This window comes from Pseudoalteromonas sp. NFXS39 (assembly GCF_040148775.1).
In the GTDB taxonomy this organism is placed as follows: Bacteria; Pseudomonadota; Gammaproteobacteria; order Enterobacterales; family Alteromonadaceae; genus Pseudoalteromonas; species Pseudoalteromonas apostichopi.
Genome location: NZ_JAGDEC010000003.1, coordinates 232651 through 252490, shown reverse-complemented (window position 1 = coordinate 252490; position 19840 = coordinate 232651). Strand labels below are relative to the sequence as shown.

11 protein-coding genes are annotated in these 19840 nt (G+C 39.9%); 3 read left to right on the top strand and 8 right to left on the bottom strand.

The features are described from left to right. Window positions 1-27: 27 nt before the first annotated feature. Both secA and J3455_RS07305 read right to left on the bottom strand, forming a co-directional pair. Window positions 28-2736, bottom strand: a complete 2709-nt coding sequence (secA, locus tag J3455_RS07310; RefSeq protein WP_130050504.1) for a preprotein translocase subunit SecA — start codon at window positions 2734-2736, stop codon at window positions 28-30. Between the two features lie 873 nt (window positions 2737-3609). After that, complete coding sequence (locus J3455_RS07305) at window positions 3610-4083, bottom strand: DUF721 domain-containing protein (RefSeq protein ID WP_055022438.1); 474 nt, start codon at window positions 4081-4083, stop codon at window positions 3610-3612. A gap of 779 nt (window positions 4084-4862) precedes the next feature. Here J3455_RS07305 and J3455_RS07300 point away from each other — a divergent pair. Continuing rightward, on the top strand, window positions 4863-5750 hold the full coding sequence (locus J3455_RS07300) for an NTP transferase domain-containing protein (protein WP_349561434.1): 888 nt from the start codon (window positions 4863-4865) through the stop codon (window positions 5748-5750). A gap of 40 nt (window positions 5751-5790) precedes the next feature. After that, a complete protein-coding gene (locus tag J3455_RS07295; RefSeq protein ID WP_349561432.1) occupies window positions 5791-6870 on the top strand; it encodes a phosphotransferase enzyme family protein in 1080 nt (359 codons plus the stop codon). A 315-nt stretch (window positions 6871-7185) separates the two neighbouring features. Here J3455_RS07295 and J3455_RS07290 read toward each other — a convergent pair whose 3' ends face one another. Together J3455_RS07290 and J3455_RS07285 are read right to left on the bottom strand one after the other, a co-directional pair. Next, entirely contained in the window at window positions 7186-8784 is a 1599-nt protein-coding gene (locus J3455_RS07290; RefSeq protein ID WP_130050500.1) for a hypothetical protein, read from the bottom strand. Window positions 8785-9085: 301 nt separating this feature from the next. Then, the gene (locus J3455_RS07285; protein ID WP_349561430.1) at window positions 9086-11176 is read right to left on the bottom strand and encodes a YjbH domain-containing protein; all 2091 of its coding nucleotides are present in this window, start codon (window positions 11174-11176) and stop codon (window positions 9086-9088) included. An 887-nt stretch (window positions 11177-12063) separates the two neighbouring features. On the opposite strand from J3455_RS07285, the gene J3455_RS07280 reads away from it, so the two are divergent. Continuing rightward, window positions 12064-13476: an MBL fold metallo-hydrolase RNA specificity domain-containing protein gene (locus tag J3455_RS07280; RefSeq protein ID WP_349561428.1), complete on the top strand. Its 1413-nt coding sequence runs from the start codon at window positions 12064-12066 to the stop codon at window positions 13474-13476. A gap of 1130 nt (window positions 13477-14606) precedes the next feature. On the opposite strand, the gene galU is transcribed toward J3455_RS07280, so the two are convergent. The 4 genes from galU to J3455_RS07260 all read right to left on the bottom strand — a co-directional run bounded on the left by galU (window position 14607) and on the right by J3455_RS07260 (window position 19762). After that, window positions 14607-15515: a UTP--glucose-1-phosphate uridylyltransferase GalU gene (galU, locus tag J3455_RS07275; RefSeq protein ID WP_349561427.1), complete on the bottom strand. Its 909-nt coding sequence runs from the start codon at window positions 15513-15515 to the stop codon at window positions 14607-14609. Window positions 15516-15691: 176 nt separating this feature from the next. Then, window positions 15692-16858 (bottom strand): nucleotide sugar dehydrogenase, encoded by a 1167-nt coding sequence (locus J3455_RS07270; RefSeq protein ID WP_130050495.1) that lies wholly within the window; start codon window positions 16856-16858, stop codon window positions 15692-15694. Window positions 16859-17046: 188 nt separating this feature from the next. Further along, window positions 17047-18114 carry a UDP-N-acetylglucosamine--undecaprenyl-phosphate N-acetylglucosaminephosphotransferase gene (gene wecA, locus J3455_RS07265; protein WP_130050494.1) on the bottom strand — a complete coding sequence of 356 codons (1068 nt, stop codon included), beginning with the start codon at window positions 18112-18114 and terminating at the stop codon, window positions 17047-17049. Between the two features lie 232 nt (window positions 18115-18346). Beyond that, a complete protein-coding gene (locus J3455_RS07260) occupies window positions 18347-19762 on the bottom strand; it encodes a phosphomannomutase (RefSeq protein WP_349561426.1) in 1416 nt (471 codons plus the stop codon). Window positions 19763-19840: the final 78 nt, after the last annotated feature.

The following is a 19840-nucleotide window of genomic DNA, read 5'->3' as shown; positions in this document are numbered from 1 at the left end:
GCGTCGCTTTTTATCACCATGTTTTGGTTATTTTAATTTACCGCAACACTGCTTATATTTATTACCTGAACCACATGGGCACGGCTCGTTACGGCCAACTTTAGGCTCTGCACGTTGAGTAACTACTGCGCCTTCTGGTGTTTCGCCACCGATGTGCTCAGCTTCTTCATGTTGATATTCACGAGGTGCATTTTCACTACGGCGATGTTGCTCTTCAACTTTCTCAACATCTTCTTCAGCGCGAACTTGTACTTTACTTAAAATACCCACAACGTCGATTTTTAAGTTCTCTAACATTTCAGAGAATAACTCGAACGATTCACGCTTGTACTCTTGCTTAGGATTCTTCTGTGCGTAACCACGTAAGTGGATACCTTGACGAAGGTGGTCCATAGCTGCCAAGTGATCTTTCCAATGTTGGTCTAGGCTTTGTAGCATAATCGCTTTTTCGAATTGACGTAGAACTGACTCGCCTACCATCTCTTCTTTTTGCTTGTATGCTTGTTCAACCGCTTGTTCGATACGCTCACGAAGTTTCTCTTCGTATAGTTTGCTATCGTCAGCTAGCCATTGTGAAATTGGCAGCTCAATTAAGAAATCTTGTTTTAAGCGCTCTTCAAGACCTGGGATATCCCACATTTCCGCTAAGCTTTGCGGTGCAATGTATTGGTCAATCGTGCCGTTTAGAACATCGCTGCGAATTGCAGTGATAGTTTCTGAAATATCGCCTTCTTCAAGTAGTTCGTTACGCTGTGAGTAAACAACACGACGTTGGTCATTTGCTACATCATCGTACTCAAGTAATTGCTTACGAACGTCGAAGTTACGTGCTTCAACTTTACGTTGTGCGTTTTCGATTGCGCGGTTAACCCAAGGGTGCTCAATCGCTTCGCCGCGTTGCATACCTAGTTTACGCATCATGTTAGTCATGCGCTCACCAGCAAAGATACGCATTAGCGCGTCGTCCATTGATAAGTAGAAACGGCTTGAACCTGCATCACCTTGACGACCTGAACGACCACGTAACTGGTTATCGATACGACGAGACTCGTGACGCTCAGTACCAATGATGTGTAGACCACCCGCTTCGATTACCGCATCGTGGCGTTTTTGCCACTCATCTTTAATCGCTTTGATTTGTTCATCCGTTGGGTTTTCTAGCTTTTCAACTTCGCTATTCCAGTTACCACCTAACACGATATCGGTACCACGACCGGCCATGTTAGTTGCAATGGTTACTGTGCCAGGTAAACCAGCATCGGCGACAATGTCTGCTTCTTGCGCGTGGAACTTAGCATTAAGTACGTTGTGCTTAATTTTTTCTTTGCGTAAGAACTGCGATAAGTACTCAGAACTTTCGATAGAAATAGTACCAACAAGTACCGGTTGACCTCGTTCTTGACAATCTTTGATATCTGCAAGGATTGCTTCGTACTTTTCTTCTTGTGTTAAGTATACAAGGTCAGCACGATCGTCACGGATCATCGGTTTGTTAGTTGGCATTACAACTGTATCTAGACCATAGATAGACTGGAATTCAAACGCTTCAGTGTCTGCAGTACCTGTCATACCCGCTAGAGTGTCGTATAAACGGAAGTAGTTTTGGAATGTGATTGATGCCAGTGTTTGGTTTTCATTTTGAATGCGTACACCTTCTTTAGCTTCAACAGCTTGGTGTAAACCTTCTGACCAACGACGACCTTCCATTGTACGGCCTGTATGCTCATCAACAATGATAACTTCGTTTTCTTTAACAACGTAATCAACGTCTTTTTGATAAAGCTTGTGAGCACGAAGTGCTGCATACACATGGCTTAATAATGTGATGCTTGATGCAGAGTAAAGTGAATCACCTTCTTGGATTAAGCCACGCTCAATCAGTAGCTCTTCAACTTTAATTTGGCCACGTTCAGTTAAGTGAACTTGTTTCGACTTTTCATCGATAGTGAAGTCGCCGTCGCCTTCAACGCCTTCTTCATCTTCTTTTTCTTGTAGCTCAAGTTCTGGCACAATTTTATTAATTTCGATGTAAAGCTCAGAGCTGTCTTCAGCTGGACCTGAGATAATCAGCGGCGTACGCGCTTCATCGATTAGAATTGAATCCACCTCATCCACTACTGCGTAGTAAAGTGGGCGTTGCACACGCTCATCAATGCTAAATGCCATGTTATCGCGAAGATAATCAAAGCCAAATTCGTTATTAGTACCGTAAGTGATGTCAGCAGCGTAAGCTACTTTCTTTTGCTGTGGCATCATGCCAGGTACGTTACAACCTACTGTTAGGCCTAAAAATTCAAATAGTGGGCGGTTAGTTTCGGCGTCACGTTTTGCAAGGTAATCGTTCACGGTAATAACGTGAACACCTTTACCTGTTAAACCACGAAGGTATGCAGGTAATGTTGCTGTTAGTGTTTTACCTTCACCGGTACGCATTTCTGCGATGCGGCCTTGATGTAAAACCATACCACCTAGTAGCTGTACGTCGAAGTGACGCATGCCATTTACACGCTTAGATGCTTCACGTACCACAGCGAATGCTTCTGGTAAAATATCATCTAGGCTTTGTCCGTTATCGTAACGCTCTCTAAATTCAGCTGTTTTTGCTTTTAAATCTTCATCAGAAAGCGCTTCTAATTGCTTTTCAAGCGCATTAATTAGAGCGACCGTCTTTCTTAGGTTTTTAATAGTGCGGTCATTGCGACTACCAAAAATCTTGGTAAATAAATTAGATATCATGATAAAACCGTTACAATATGTTCTTTGTTAGCTAGTCATTAGCCAACCCATTTTCTTCAATTGATAATTAATATGCGCTTATGCTCATGATGTAGGGCATATTAATTAACAATTTGTCAGTACGCTGTTTAAAACACCGCTTATTTCGTGCGCTATCATACCAGAGTCTGCGCAACATCAAACCTTCTGTGTGTGAAGATATGGAATTTCGGCAAGAAAATTTAAAAATCAGCCATAATCTTTGATCTAACCCCATAAAAAAGGTGAAAACAAGACCACTGAGTAGATATGGCGACAATCGAAATAAAATCAAGATCAGGGGTGAAAAAAGGCGATTAGAGTGACGAAATTCGATTTTGTAAATGTAGGTAGTCATTTATGGCGACAATATATTATATCCTTCACCAATGACGTGCTAAAGCACGACCTACTTGCTCAGTCTGCGAAAAAAATATTTGAACCATAGAGAACACAGAGGCGCTTCGCGCTACACAGAAAAAACCAAATTGTCACAAAGAGGACAAGAGACGCTTCGCTGAAGAGGAGTAAAAATAATCTCGTGGTCTCCTCATTCTCTTCTCATTCACTTCTCTTTGTGCAAAAACATATTGAACCACAGAGCACACCGAGGCGCTGAGCGCTACATAGAGAAAACAATATTTAAAAGAGGTTTGGCCTCTCCTTCTCTTCCTCTGTGCTCTCTATGCCCTCTGTGGTTCAATCAAGCTCTCCGCGCGAAATAAATTTCACGCCTACATCAAACGTAGGCGTCACGCTTGCTTGGCGCGTCTTAATTAAGCACCAAGCCTACAAATTAATACAGAACACGCAAACCACACCGTTCGGCTCAAAATTGACAGCTGACGGCTTTATTTACTTCTTCCGCCCATGTTGCGCTAAGCGCTCTAATTTGGCTTTTAAAGATGGCGGGGCGTCTGCGGCGATGGCGCTGAGGTAATCAGCAGTTTGCTCGCTCATTTGACGTTTAGAAACAGGCTTTTGCTCTGGCTTATTTGTTGCCGATAAACGCTGTGTTGCTTGTGGATTTGCGGTAATTTTAATTTGCCCAAGCTCAACCATGCCAGCGGCACGAAAATGAGAAAGCATATCCATTTTTAAGTAATTTAAACGCAGCGCAATCGGTGCAGAAACCGCTTCTATCATCAAAGTACCATCACGGTAATTACTTACTCGGCATTTTTTTGAAAGCGTTTCACCTAAAAAGTCATCAAGAATAGTTTGTTGAGAAGACAAGCCTTGGGTTTTACCAGCATAAGATGCTAAGCGACCACTCAAGCCCGCCATAATATCGCCAACAGCCTTTGGCGCGTATCTATCTTTTGCCATTAATCTTCTACCTAAAAGGGTTAATCACCACAAAGAGAATATACCACCTACGTAAATATGAAGCTATTAGGTTTGAGAGACGAGGGGTAAGTTACAAGTTACAAGTTACAAGTTACAAGTTACAAGTTACAACGATTGAAGGTGTCACCCTTACTTGGCAAGCCTAATTTATGGCTTAAACCAATTACTCACAAAGAGGTTAAGAGACGCTGCGCTTAAGAGGAAGTAAAAATAATCTCGTGGTTTCCTAATTCTTTTCTCATTCACTTCTCTTTGTGCAAAAACATATTGAACCACAGAGCACACCGAGGCGCTGCGCGCTACATAGAGAAAACAAATTATTACAAAGAGATTATGAGACGCTGCGCTTCAGAGGAAGTAAAAATAATCTCGTGGTTTCCTCATTCTCTTCTCATTCACTTCTCTTTGTGCAAAAACATATTGAACCACAGAGCACACCGAGGCGCTTCGCGCTACACAGAGAAAACAATATTTAAAAGAGGTTTGGCCTCTCCTTCTCTTCCTCTGTGCTCTCTATGCCCTCTGTGGTTCAATCAAGCTCTCCGCGCGAAATAAACTTCGCGCCTACATCAAACCGTAGGCGTCACGCTTGCTTGGCGCGTCTTGCATTTAGCACCAAGCCTGCAAATTAATACAGAACCAACAAACAACACCACTCGACTTAAAACTTATGAATTAAAGCTTAAAGCTCCCTTCCTCTTCCTCCTGCGTGATTGTTTCTGGTACACTTTTCCTTTGTTTTTTATTTAACATGCGCGATGACTCAACACTCTCTTACTTTAATCGTATTGGCTGGCGGGCTGGGTAGCCGCTTTGGCGGAAACAAACAAATTGCCGAAATTCCGGGGCTGGGCTGTACCATTATGGAGCTTAGTATTCAAGATGCGGTTAAAGCAGGTGTGAGCCAAGCGGTGATCATCATTAATAAAAAAATTCGTGCTGAGTTTGAGGCAACAATTTTACCGCGCCTGCCTGAATCGCTTGAAGTAATTCTAGTTGAGCAAGCAATTAGTGCTGTGCCAAATGGTTATGAACACTTAGCCGCTGAACGCCAAAAGCCGTGGGGCACAGGCCATGCTTTACTTTGTGCAAAACCCTATGTGAATAACCCTGCTATTGTCATTACTGCCGATGATTATTATGGCGAGTCTTCTTTTGCTGTTCTTAGCGAACACTTCAAACAGCATAGTAACTGGGCCATGGTAGGTTACCCGATAAAAGATACCCTTTCGGCACAGGGTGGTGTAAACCGTGGTGTATGCTCTGTTAATAGCCTGCAGCACTTGACTGATGTGGTTGAGTACCTAGATATTAAACTCGAAAATAATGTTTTAAAGGGTAACAACCCAGATGGTGAAAGGTTAGCAATAGCTGACGATTCACTTGGCTCAATGAGCTTTTGGGGAATAACACCTAGTTTATTTAAAGACTTAGAAAAAGGCTTTATTGAGTTTTTAGAAAATACTGACAACGGTGTCATTAAAGAGTACTATTTACCCAATGAGATACAACTCGCGATTAAAGATAACCGCCAAGCTGTAACCGTTTATACTGCAAAAGAGCCATGGTATGGCGTGACCTACAAAGCTGAATTGGATGCAATAGCACACACTTTATGTCAGTTACGTCAAAAACAAAACGATTAGCCCTCGCCTCTTCTTGCAAAAAATAAGTAATGGAAAATTAATGAAGTCGAATCCTGTTGCAACTTATCTTTCTGAGCACTTTGGCTTAGGTACAGATAACGTAACGCTAAAGCCAATTGGCAATGGCCACATCAACACAACCATGTTGCTTAAAGCTGAAGAAAACGCTTTAGTTGTGCAAAAATTAAATACCGATGTGTTCCCTAATCCTGAGCACCTAGTTGAAAATGCACGGCTAATTGAGCAACACCTAAGCGAAAAGCTTAGCAATGGTGAATATAACCTCGAAATTATTCGACATATTCCAACTCTCGAAAATGACTTTTTAGTTGAATGCGATCAAGGTGTTTGGCGTGCACTCGAATTTATTGGCGGCAGTTATAGTGAAGATGTTGTAGCAACTATCTCGCAAGCACAAACTGCAGCCAATGCATTTGGCCAATTCGCACTGGCTTTACAAGATTTTCAGGCTGAACAGCTACATCATGTGATCCCTGATTTTCATAACTTAGCGATGCGCTTTGATGCCTTTAAAAAGGTGCTCGAAAAAGATCCTGTAAATCGTGTAGCACTTTGCCAAGACGACATCGACTTTTGTTTAGCTCAGCAATCTCTTGTTGAAGAGCTAAAACAGCTTGAAGGTAACATTCCTTTAAGACCATGCCATAACGATACAAAAATCAATAACATGCTGTTTTGCACACAGTCAGATGATGCAAAAGCAGTTATCGACCTAGATACCTGTATGCCAGGTTATTGGCTATTTGATTTTGGCGACATGGTGCGCACCTTCTGCTCACCTGAGCAAGAAGATTCAACCAATCTAAATAATGTACGTGTTCGTGAAGAGATCTTTGCTGCCATCGTTAAAGGTTATGTCGAGCCACTACAAGATGTGATCACCAACGCCGAAAAAGAAAGCTTTTGGTTAGGCACCAAGGTCATGACCTTTATGATTGGCCTGCGCTTTTTAACAGACTTTATTGATGGCGATAATTACTTTGCCACCAAACATGCAAACCACAACCTTGAGCGCGCCCGCAACCAATTTGCTCTATATCGCGATATTCTTGAAAAAGAGCACACGTTAAAAGCGATTTTAGATATAAACAAGGGCTAGGTTTTATATTCACAAAGAGGATAAGAGGCACTACGCTTTAGAGAAACACAATTTGGTATGTTATTGTCTTCTCGTTCTTTCCTCATTCACTTCTCTTTTCGCAAAAAAGATCTTATGCGCGAAATAAATTTCACGCCTACATCCACCGTAGGCGTCACGCTTGCTTGGCTCGTATGGCATTCACCACAATAGCAGTAAACAAACACATCGCAATTCAGCCTGATGGCTTACGGCTACTATAATCCAGACAAAAAAAAGCCGCTTAAAGCGGCTTTTTATTTAGGGATTAAACCCTGAGTATTACTAACAAATATATTAGCTACCAGTTACTGTTTCACAAACTGCAGATAATGCGATTGACTCAGCAGTACCGTCAGCAGTAATAGTTGTAGTTGCAGTAGAACCACCTGTAGACAGTGGGATACGTGCATTAACAGTTACATTGTAAGTGCTACCTTCAACAAGGTCAGCTAGTGAGAATGTACCACCTGAACCTGAAGCAACAACTTTCTTCTTGTTAGCTAAGCTATACTTAACTAGAGCACCGCTCATATCGATTGTTTGAGTAGAATCGTTAGAACATGCAGCCGTTACAGTGAAATCTTCTGAAGTGTAAGTTACTGGATTAGCTAGTACTACAGGTACCTCACCACATACATCAACTTCGCCGTTAGATTCAAACCAAACTTGACCGTTACCGTCAGTTACAGTTACAGATGCAGTTGCACTAGAAGAAATACCTTCTTTCTTAGCTTGACCCGAAGTTACTACAATATTATTTGAGCTGTTTGAGCTAATTTTACTAGTGTAGCTTGCATCAGAAGAATCTAGAGAAACCGTTAAGCCTTTAGCTGGAACATCATCACCACTAACAGCTACAGAAATACCCGAACTACAAACATCTACCGGTGCAGTTGAAGCAAAGAATGTTAAGTGGCTTGTTTGGAAGCTACCAGTGTAAGTACCTGAAGTTGCATTAAGAGCACCTACAGTTACCATATTAGTTTCTGACTGCCATAAACCCGTGTCTTCGTTATGAGACTTAAGACCTAGCATATCGCCAGTTTGAATAGCTTCACCATTGATCATAGTGTCAGATGGAATAGCCATTGAAACAGTGATAGGGTCAGAGAATTTCTTAATTTTCTTACCTTCGCTGTTTGTCATTGTAACATTAGCAACACCAACAGCTTTAACTGTTGTTTCTGCATCAGCGTCATTAATATTTGCTGGTACAATAGATTGTGCTGCAGAAGATGTAGCATCAGCGCCTGTTACGTTTAATGAAATTTCACCAGATACAGGTTCTTCATTTTCATCAAGTAAAATAACACCCGCTGGTACAGTTGCAGACGCACTTGAAGCGCCTTCTTCAGTAGCTGCTTCGATTGGTGCAGAAGTAGTACCACCCGCTTCAACTGTAGCTTCAACTACAGTATCGGCAATACCTTCAGCAGTTTTTGATGTAAGAGGTAAAACTTGATCAATTGAAGTTTCGCCTTCTTCAGCCACTAGGCTAACTGCGAATGTTTTACCAACATAACCATCTGCAGTTACGTTTACAGTTACTTCTTCAAGTGTTGCACCGTCTTTAACGGTGAAAGTAACACTACCGTCTTCAGTTGTAGTAGTTGTTAACGCTTCACCATCAACATCAACGATGTTACTAGATACAACACCGTCTTCTAAAAATGTTACGGTAGCATCAACCACATCAGTTGTAGCAGAATCAATAACACTAGTGTTAACAACTAGGCCTAGTTCAGCAGGCGCTTCAGGTGGAACAATGACGGTTACAGGTGGATCTACCGGATCAGGTACGACCTCATTTTTGTCGTCATCACTCGAACAGCCTGAAAGAGCAAAAACAGATGCTACAGACATTGCTAGTAGCGTTTTTTTGTTAGTAAACATAGGGAGTCCTTTTATTCCTTTTTTAAATAAACGTATCAAATAAGGTCGATTAATAATGAAAAGTTATTAGCCCGACTCTAATCTAAGAGTTATTAGGTAACAACTTTACACAGCTACCTAGTAGGTTAAATAACAATCACAACATTTGCAACAGTCATTTCGCATATTGAGCCTTTATTTTTCACTAAAAAGGCTCAATGTGAATTATAGGTAATATTTACAATCCATCAATTATGATTACAAAAAATAATTTCATTCTCTGTGTATTCAAATTAACAGAAAAAAAACATAGGTAAATTGGTTACTTATATTCTAGGTATACATCTCGCAAGCGGCTAAAGTTAGCATACACATAAGCTTTTGATAAACGACCTTGATTTAAGAACTTGCGGTCTAAGCTTATATTATTAAATGGCGTGTACGCACGGTTAAATACTACATTATTATGAGATTGACCCACTTGAGTATCAATTACGTGACGCCATGCTTGGTTACCTTTAATTTGGCCATAGCGGCTCACACTCATGTCTTTTCTTGGTGTAAGCGGGATGCTAAAAGCAAAGCCAATTTTTTTCACGCTCGTGTCTTGCGCATAAACTGCAAGATAACTATCGCCAAACCAAAAGCGGCTTTCAACTTTAAAACCAGAGTCGTCATAAAAGTAATTACCAGCCTCAGCATGCAAGGTAATGTCTTGTTCAACCCAATTAAACTGATAAGAAACTACCTGGATATCTTTGTGTGCATCATAATCTTGATAATCGAAATACCCTATATTGGCACTCACTTTATGTCGGCCTTCAGGGCTTAACCAAGTTGTTTCGTTTTGAATACCCATATAGTCTTGGTAATCTTTAAAATAACCAATTTGGGTTTGGTTATAAATACCGTAAGGCAATGCAAATGTTTGATAAAGTGTTGCTCTGTCGAACTCTGACTCTTCGCGATAATATCTAAACGGTGCATCTTTTTCGTAGTCATCACTGTCGGCTACGTGCACTTGGCCACCAAAATTAAGCCCAGCTCCCTGCCATAATGGCACATCAACGTCTGCACGCACCGCAAATGAAAAATCATATACGCCAAGTTCAGTGGCGTAGTTATTTCTAAGCACAGGGCTTAGTGACACTCTTGGTTTAAAATAAGGCGTACTTGTATTCATTAAACCAACCCAAGTTAATGCTCTTGGCAACGGCATTGAGCCTTGAAAAACAATTACTTCTGGGTGTTTTTTCGCAAGAATAAATTCGCGGTATTCGTCTACATTACCTTTTAAGCTAAGCTGAGGAATATCTTGCTTAGACATCATTACATTAAACTCAGCACCTTCGCTGGTTACATATTGAGAAATGCGCCCAAGCACAAGGCCTATAGCATCAAGGTCGTTACGGTTAAATACTGAGTTTTCAAATTTTACTGCAATTTGCTTATCACTGTTAAAACCGACTTGTACACTTTCGAAGCCATCTTTAACCAAAGCATGCTTTAAAGTAGCTGCTTGTTTGGTCATTTCTTTATTGCTTTCGAAATAACGGTGTGCATTAGGGTCTTTAATGGTTACAGGTTCTTTATTAGCCGTTAGTTTAAAGTATGCTAATTCGTCACTTTCTGATAAAACGGGTTCTGGCGCACTTTCAATAGCCTCATATTCAGGTTTTGTGAATAAAGGCATTTTAAAATTAACGCCCCATGAAGTGTCTTCTTCACTGTAGTCTGTATTGCTATAAAAACGGCTAGTGAATGTTAATTCACCTATATCATATAGCCACTTTTTAGGGACCGTAACTTTTGCTGCGGCATTAAAAGCATCTGCGTCATGTTCAGCTTGTAGTGCAAACCAGTCAAATGGTTGCCATTCAACCCCCGCAAACGGGCCATCCATTTGGCCGCTAATACGCTCACTTACAGCGTAACCTGCTGAGAACCTAAAATCCCATAATTCTTTAGAGGCAACTGCATAATAGGTTTCGTAGTTATTTGCTGCACCGCCGATATCTTTTGCACCAATTGCAACAGTAAACCACTCTTTAGGTATATAAGGTAATTGATACTTAGCATTAAATGATAAATCGCGCAGTTGACCACTGCCTTCAGTATAAAACAAATTGTCATTCATTGATTCGGCTGCTATTTGGCCACTTACCTCAAGGCCATCAAATAAACCAGCTGAAAAAATAAAATTATGACCATCAACATACTCTTTACCTCTTAGGTCAAGCATATTGTTGTAACCAATATCAATATTGCCAACATCAATAACACTTGCGTTAGGAGTATTAATTAGGCCTGTATAGCCAGTAAAAGATTGATAGTTATTTATTTTTTCTGAAGCTAGCACAGGAGCGCAAAGAGTAGCTAACCCGCTAATGAGTAAAGTGTTCGCCTTTAGCATAACTCGAATCCATGAAGAATTATTAGAATTTTTTGTTAACGCCAATATAGCATTAATTAATTAATTTAGTTAGTTATTCATCTTTAAAAAGTTAATACAAAAATGAAATTTAAATCATAGATAAAACCAAAATATCACAAAGAGGATAAGAGACGCTGCACTTTAGATAAAACAACTTATAAGATGTATTGGATCCCTCTTTTTCTTCTCATTCACTTCTCTTTGTGCAAAACTTATTTGAACCACAGAGAACACCGAGGCGCTGCGCGCTACACAGAGAAACCAATATTTAAAAGAGGTTTGGTCTCTCCTTCTCTTCCTCTGTGCTCTCTGTGCCCTCTGTGGTTAGAAAAAAGATCTTTAATTTACAAAGAGGATAAGAGACGCTGCGCTTAAGAGAAAACAACTTATAAGATTTATAGGATCCCTCATTCTCTTCTCATTCACTTCTCTTTGTGTAAAAACAATATTTGAACCACAACACCGAGGCGCTGCGCGCTACACAGAGAAACCAATATTTAAAAGAGGTTTGGTCTCTCCTTCTCTTCCTCTATGCTCTCTATGTACTCTGTGGTCAGAAAAAGTTAAAAACTTAAAAATAGTTATAAATCCTTCGCTTAAAAGAAAACAATATTAAGGTTTCCTCATTCTTTACTCATTCACTTCTCTTTGTGCAAATGTTCTTTAAAAATTAGGCTGAATTCAGCAACCTACTAACAAATTATCACATCACCAACAAGCAACACCATTCAGCCTCAAACTGACAGCTGAAAACTGATGGCCCGTGATTTATGAAAATTCCATCACTCCATGTTGAACTTTGCTCGTTGCCGTTGTAATCAATAACCTCTATGCTGAACATGTGCTTCAAAAATAAGGATATAATTATGCATATCAAACACCACGGAGCAGTTAACGGTGTTACAGGCTCGTGCCACCAGCTTATTATTGACGACAACAACTCAATACTCATTGATTGTGGGCTGTTTCAGGGCGAAGACAGCCACGAAGATCTCAACATCGACTTTGATATATCTACAGTAAAAGCGCTTATAATTACCCACTGCCATATTGATCATGTAGGTCGCATACCTTACCTATTTTTAGCTGGCTTTAAAGGGCCAATTTATACCTCTATTGCTACCGCAAAACTATTACCACTCGTTATTGAAGACGCCTTAAAACTAGGCGTAACACGTGATGAAGCCATAATAAACACCTGTATAAGAAGACTAAAACAGCAAATAGTGAGTCTAGATTTTAATAAATGGTACTCCATACCTGTAGGAGTGGGCTTTAGCCCCGAAAAAGCAGCCTTGAGCTCCCAAAGCCAAGAAACTTTATTTAAAATCCGCCTACAACGCGCCGGTCATATTCTTGGCTCTGCCTATTTAGAAATTGAGCTTGGTAAAAAGCCAAATAACCACAGAGTAGTATTTTCTGGTGATTTGGGTGCGCCTTACACACCGTTATTGCCATCGCCTAAACCGCCCTATCGTGCCGATACGCTTGTGATTGAATCTACCTATGGTGATAAAAACCATGATGGCCGTAAGGCACGGGTAAAGGTTTTAAAAAATATTATAGAGCGAGCCGTTGCAGATAACGGCGTGGTGCTTATTCCTGCGTTTAGTATTGGCCGTACGCAAGAGCTACTTTATGAGCTTGAGCAAATTATTCACTCTGCACGCAAAAATTCAATGTGGCATAAGCTGCAAGTTATTGTTGACTCGCCGATGGCTGCTAATTTCACTGCTGAGTACCAACACTTTAAAACCCTTTGGGATAACGAGGCAAAAAGGCGCATAAAACAAGGCCGCCACCCGTTAGACTTTAGCCAGCTGCATACAATTGATACCCATCAAGAGCACATGGCACTCATTAACTTTTTAAGTTCAAGGCAACAGCCAGCAATTATAATCGCAGCCAGTGGCATGTGCACCGGTGGTAGAATCGTTAATTATTTAGAGCGGTTTTTACCAGACAAAACAACCGATATTATTTTTGTGGGTTATCAAGGTAAGGGCACGTTAGGGCGCGATATTCAAACTTATGGGCCTAGAGGTGGCTACGTTTATATTAATAACGAAAAGGTTTATATAAATGCAGCAATACATACCATCAGTGGCTACAGCGCCCACGCAGACCAAAGCGGTTTAATAAGGTTTGTAGCGGGCATGAAAAAGAAACCAAAGTTAATCAAAATTGTTCACGGCGATGACGAAGCTAAAGCAACCTTGGCTAAAAAATACCAAGCCCTACTGGGCGATAAAACCAAGATTGAAATAGCTTCTGGCTAGAGACTATGACAACCATTAAAGAAAATTAATATTCACAAAGAGGCTAAGAGACGCTTCGCTTCAGTGGAATAAATTAAGATGTTTTTGGCTTACTCATTCTTTTCTCATTAACTTCTCTTTGTGCAAATTGTGTAAAAACATATTGAACCACAGAGAACACAAAGGCGCTTCGCGCTACACAGAGAAAACCAAATTAATTCTAAAACTCATAAAACACCAAACTGAAGAGAAAGTACCTTATACCTCTTTCTCTTACTCTATGTCCTCTGTGGTTATAAAAAGATCTTTGATTCACAAATAAATTATTAGACGCTTCGCTTTAGAGAAAAAAGCTTAAATACCTCCTTCTCTTCCTCTGTGCTCTCTATGCCCTCTGCGGTTCTAATTAGATTAAAGACATAAACACTATAAACCACAGAGAACACCGAGGCACTTCGCGCTACACAGAGATAACCAAATTAATTCTAAAACTCATAAAACACCAAACAGAAGAGAAAGTACCTTATACCTCTTTCTCTCACTCTATGCTCTCTATGTCCTCTGTGGTTATAAAAAGATCTTTGATTCACAAATAGATTATTAGACGCTTCGCTTTAGAGAAAAAAGCTTAAATACCTCCTTCTCTTCCTCTGTGCTCTCTATGCCCTCTGCGGTTCTAATTAGATTAAAGACATAAACACTCTGAACCACAGAGCACACCGAGGCGCTACGCGCTACATAGAGAAAATTAAATTAATTCTAAAGCTCATAAAACACCGGGCTGAAGATAAAGCACCTTATACCTCTTTCTCTTCCTCTGTGCCCTCTGTGGTTCAAAGCTCTTAAAATTTTGGTATCCAAAACATCCCACAAACTAACATAACACTACCAAACAGCTCTTTCTGAGTTTTTAGTCTTGCCGTATTTACCTCTGTGCTCTCTGTGGTTCAAAAGAGATCTTACGTGCATAATAAATTTCAGACCTACGGTATCAAATATCACTTTAGTAAAGAGTCTACACATTCACCTTAAGTCTATTAATTATCTCAATCTGTAATCCTCGCCCCCTTTGTGTTTAAAATTCTATCTAATAAACAAAAACGCCTACACACAGTGTAGGCGTTTGAATATTTCAGAAACTCAAAAACAGATTAAACTGCTTTCAAATGACTCACTTTAGGTGAAACGATATCGTTTAAAAACTCAGAGAACTCATCACCTAGTTTTTCATCACGCATACCGTACTCAATAATCGCTTTTAAATAACCTAGCTTGTCACCGCAGTCGTGAGCTCGGCCACTCATGTGGAAAGCCTCCACAACTTCGGTTTTCATCAGCTCATCAATAGCATCGGTTAATTGAATTTCGCCACCAGCTCCCGCAGGTGTTTTAGCAAGTAAAGGCCAAATAGCTTTTGATAACACATAACGGCCAACAACCGCTAAGTTAGAAGGTGCCTCTTCAGCTTTTGGTTTTTCAACCATAGTTTTAATTGGCGCACTTTCGCCCGCTTTAATTTTAACGCCACCGATATCAGCTATACCATACTTATGAACACTTTCTTGCGGTACAGGTTCAAGCATGATCTGGCTTGCTTTAACATCCTTAAAACGCTTGACCATCGCGGCAATGTTTTCGGTTCTTTGGTCTGCGGTGTAACCATCTAAAATTACATCTGGCAGTACTACAACAAAGTCGTCATCGCCTACAATTGGTTTTGCACATAACACTGCGTGACCTAGGCCCATAGCTTCGCCTTGGCGAACATGCATAATGGTTACATCTGGCGGGCAAATAGATCGCACTTCTTCAAGCAGTGTGCGCTTTACACGCTTTTCAAGTGTTGCTTCTAGCTCAAAGCTGGTATCAAAGTGGTTTTCAATGGCGTTTTTAGAGCTGTGTGTAACTAATACAATTTCTTTTATACCGGCCAAAATACATTCGTTAACAATGTACTGAATAAGCGGTTTATCAACTATAGGTAACATTTCCTTTGGAATAGCTTTAGTCATTGGAAGCATACGGGTGCCAAGGCCCGCAACAGGAATCACAGCTTTCATAATTAGTCCCTTATTTAATAATTAAATCTACAATAACACCAAACTAACAGTACCAAAGTAGATACAAGCTGAATGTTTTTTAATTTTATTTTTCTTTAATACTGATGTTTACAAAGAGTAAAAGAGATACGACTTACCAAAGAAATAAATTTCACGCCTACGATACCGCCTTTTCCTTAATCACTTCCGAATAAATCACGGGTATAAACCTTGTCGGCTACATCTTGCAGCTCATCAGCCATTCGGTTCGATACAATTACATCAGAGATACTTTTAAGCTCATTAAGGTCTCTAATTACACGCGAATTGAAGAACGCATTTCCTTCAAAGCTCGGCTCGTAAACGACCACCTCAATACCTTTTGCTTTTATGCGTTTCATAATGCCTTGAATAGCAGATGCTCTAAAGTTGTCTGAGCCCGACTTCATTACTAAACGATAAATACCAACTACCTTAGGGTTTTGCTTAATAATTGAATTTGCAATAAAGTCTTTACGGGTCGTATTGGCATCTACAATCGCGCGAATCATATTGTTAGGTACATCTTGGTAGTTAGCGAGTAGCTGCTTAGTATCTTTAGGTAAACAGTAACCACCATAGCCAAACGATGGGTTGTTATAGTGCTTACCTATGCGAGGATCTAACCCTACGCCCTCAATAATTTGCTTTGCATCAAGGCCATGACTTTCGGCGTAGCTGTCTAGCTCGTTAAAGTAGGCTACACGCATTGCTAGGTAAGTATTCGAAAATAACTTAATAGCCTCTGCTTCGGTTGAGTCAGTAAATAAAACATCGATGTTAGTTTTTAAGGCGCCCTCAGCAAGTAAATTTGCAAATGTTTTTGCACGCTCACTTTGTTCACCAACAATAATGCGTGATGGATGTAAGTTATCGTAAAGTGCTTTACCTTCACGTAAAAACTCTGGCGAGAAAATAATATTATCTGTACCAAACTGCTCTTTAACCGATTTAGTGTAACCAACAGGTACGGTTGATTTAATCACCATAGTTGCGGTTGGGTTAATTGCCAAAACATCGCTAATTACCGACTCAACAGAGCGAGTGTTAAAGTAATTAGTATCTGGGTCGTAGTCTGTTGGGGTAGCAATTACAACAAATTCAGCATTTAACAGGGCTGACTCTTTGTTAGTGGTAGCAGTAAAGTTAAGCGGTTTATTAACTAAAAAATCGCTTATTTCAGTATCAACAATCGGTGATTGCTTGTCTTGCAATAAACTAATTTTTTGTTCATCAATATCTAATGCAACTACTTTATTATTTTGTGCTAATAACATTGCATTCGACAGACCAACATAGCCTGTACCAACAACTGCAATTTTCATTATGAAATTCCTTAAACTTCTGTTTGTCTAGCACTAAGCCTGTATTACTTAGAACTATAGTTCTTAAGTTTCACCTTTGAAACACTAATACCCAGCGTAGGTATATTACGCAAATATATGCCAAGAATAATGTAACTTTGATCCTTTAGGAAGTGTATAACTAACGGCTGTAATCATGTAAATCAGCCCTAAGTATAAACTTTTTCAGGGAGGTTTAGTTTTTTGCGAAAGAAATTCACAACGTTGCAATAATTTAGGAGAGTTGCCAAATAAACTACAAATAACGCAATGAACCCATAAAACATGATGAATTCAGGAATTTTTAGAACTTCACCTAAAATACCTATTCCTGCAAATGATGCTGCAATAGTGCAAATAAACAAAAGTGTTTGCAGCGGCGACATACCTAAACGTTGGCAAATGTGGTGAAGGTGTTCGCGATCTGGCCTAAAAGGCGATTTGCCTTGTTTGATACGGCGGAACATAATTGCAACCATGTCCATTAATGGCACAGCAATCAACCACAATGCAGTAACAGGGCGTAACAGAGGGCTACCTTCATTCTGGCTTGCCCCCATAAGAAGCCAGATCACGGTGAAGCCTATCATCATACTTCCCGCATCGCCCATAAACACTTTACGTCTACGGCCAACAAGACCTAAATTCATAGTAATGTACGGCAACATACAAACCACTAAAAGCAAACATAAATAGCTCAAATGTTGCTCGCCACCAATAGCTAATAACAGACCAATGCTACCAAACGTAACAATTGACAAGCCCCCTAATAAGCCATCTATGCCATCAACCATGTTAAAAGCATTAATGCAACCTATCACTGCAAAAACGGTAATAACACCTCCTATTGCCCCTAGTTGAATCCCCCCAAAGCCGAGTAAGTTTCCTAAGCTATTCAACTCAGCGTCAGCGAAAGATATCATAACTAACGACACAATAGCCTGCACTCCCATGCGTATTTTAACACTTAAATCAAAACGATCATCTATTGCCCCAACTACTGTTAACGCAGTAATAGACATCATGAAAAGATCAGCATGAGGGATCATTCCGGGATGAGAAAATATATAGTGAACTATTGTAATGCAAATTGATATTCCGCCCACAAGCGGAACATTGCCAGTATGTAGCTTTCTGCCAGATGGTTTATCCACTAAACCAATGGTTTTAGCTACTTTGCGCATTAGAAATAGAATTGCAAAGGCAATTAAAAAAGTAAATGTGAGGTCGATAAACATAATCCTTCCTTGAATTTGATTGTCTATAATTTATTGATGATAAAATTCTAATACAAAAAGATTGTTTTCGCTACGCTTCTTTCTTTTAAATAGTCAAAACTTTTACGTGAGAAACTTAACTGATTGTAAGCATTATAAAAGTAGCTTTAGCAATGCCTGCAACAAAAATAGTTGCAAAATTAAGTACAGTGCTAAAGCTACCTAACACATTTATGAATGTGTAATTTTAGAGTTACTGAATTACTAATTTTAATACTTGTTTCACGATTTCTTGGGCTGACTCGTAACTTTCAGCCTCTGCGTAGCACCTTAACTCAGGTGCATTACCTGAAGGCCTAAGATGAACAATGTATCCCGCGTTTAGCGTTATGCGTAGCCCATCAGTTGTGTCTATTTCATAACTTCCTTCAAAACCTAATTTAGATAAGAATACACTCGCATCTTCCTTGAGCTCTGTTAGTAGACTTAAACTACGTTCGCGAGGAAAACATTGCACCCTATCACTTGCAGTAAAGCGCTGTGGTAAGTTATCTAAAAGTTTCGAAATATCCTTTTGCTGAGAAAATAAAATAAGTGCAGGCAATAACGCATCTCTTGTAGGTAGAGCTCTTAGCAGCTTTGTATTATAGTTAATATCTGAGCCCAGTAAATAACCACCATTAGCTTCAAAGCCAGCGACTGATGCGTAGTGCTTAGCTAAATTTACAAACTCTGCAATTACATAGGGAGAGCCAATTTTAGTACGCTTAACTTCTTTAAAGCTTTTAGTTTTTTCAATTGCTGTATTGCAACTTACCGGTGTAGCAAGCGCTTCGATATTTAATAACTGGCTACATAACAAACCTAAAATATCACCCCGTAACCAATTGCCATTTTCATCAGCAACTAGTGGGCGATCGCCATCACCATCCGTTGAGAAAATAGCATCAAAGCAAAACTCTTTTGACCAACCTAATGCTCTTTGTTTGTCCTCGTCTGATACAGCCTCAGTATCAATTGGTACAAACTCATTGCTGCGGCCTAAGCTAACAACCTCGGCACCTAATTGCTCAAACAATACCTTATAGATATCACGCCCTGAACTTGAATGCTCATAAATACCAATTTTCTTACCCTTAAGCGTATCAGCACTGAAAAGTGAGGTATAACGCTTAGTGTAAGATTCACTAGCGGTAGTATCCAATGTCAGCTCTGCAAGGTTTTCAGGTAAAGCTGTGAAAACAGCATTGCTTGCTAGAATAGTTTGCTCATCTGCTTTTGTAATCTCACCATCGGGGCGGTAAAACTTTAAGCCATTGCGATCAAATGGAATATGGCTACCTGTTACCATAATACATGGCATATTGTCTTGCATTGCCTTGTAGGCAAGTGCTGGAGTAGGTACTACACCATAATAAACAACATTCAAGCCACGCTGTTTTAGTACCTCAGCACATGCCTGTGCAATTGCATAACTACTTGGGCGGTTATCTATAGCAATTGCAACTGTGTCAAAATTAAATTCATTATCTATCGCTGAAATAAAGGCTAAAGCAAAAGCAGCATTTACATTAGGGGTAAAATCTTTAACAAGGCCTCGCGCACCACTGGTACCAAAAGCAATACCACTCTTTGCAATGACTTCAGAGCAAACTAACTGGCTATCCATAAAAAACCTATCTAATTAATTCTTCAATAAGTACACAGCTAGTGCAAAGTAAGTTGTACTAGCTGTAAAACTGACGAC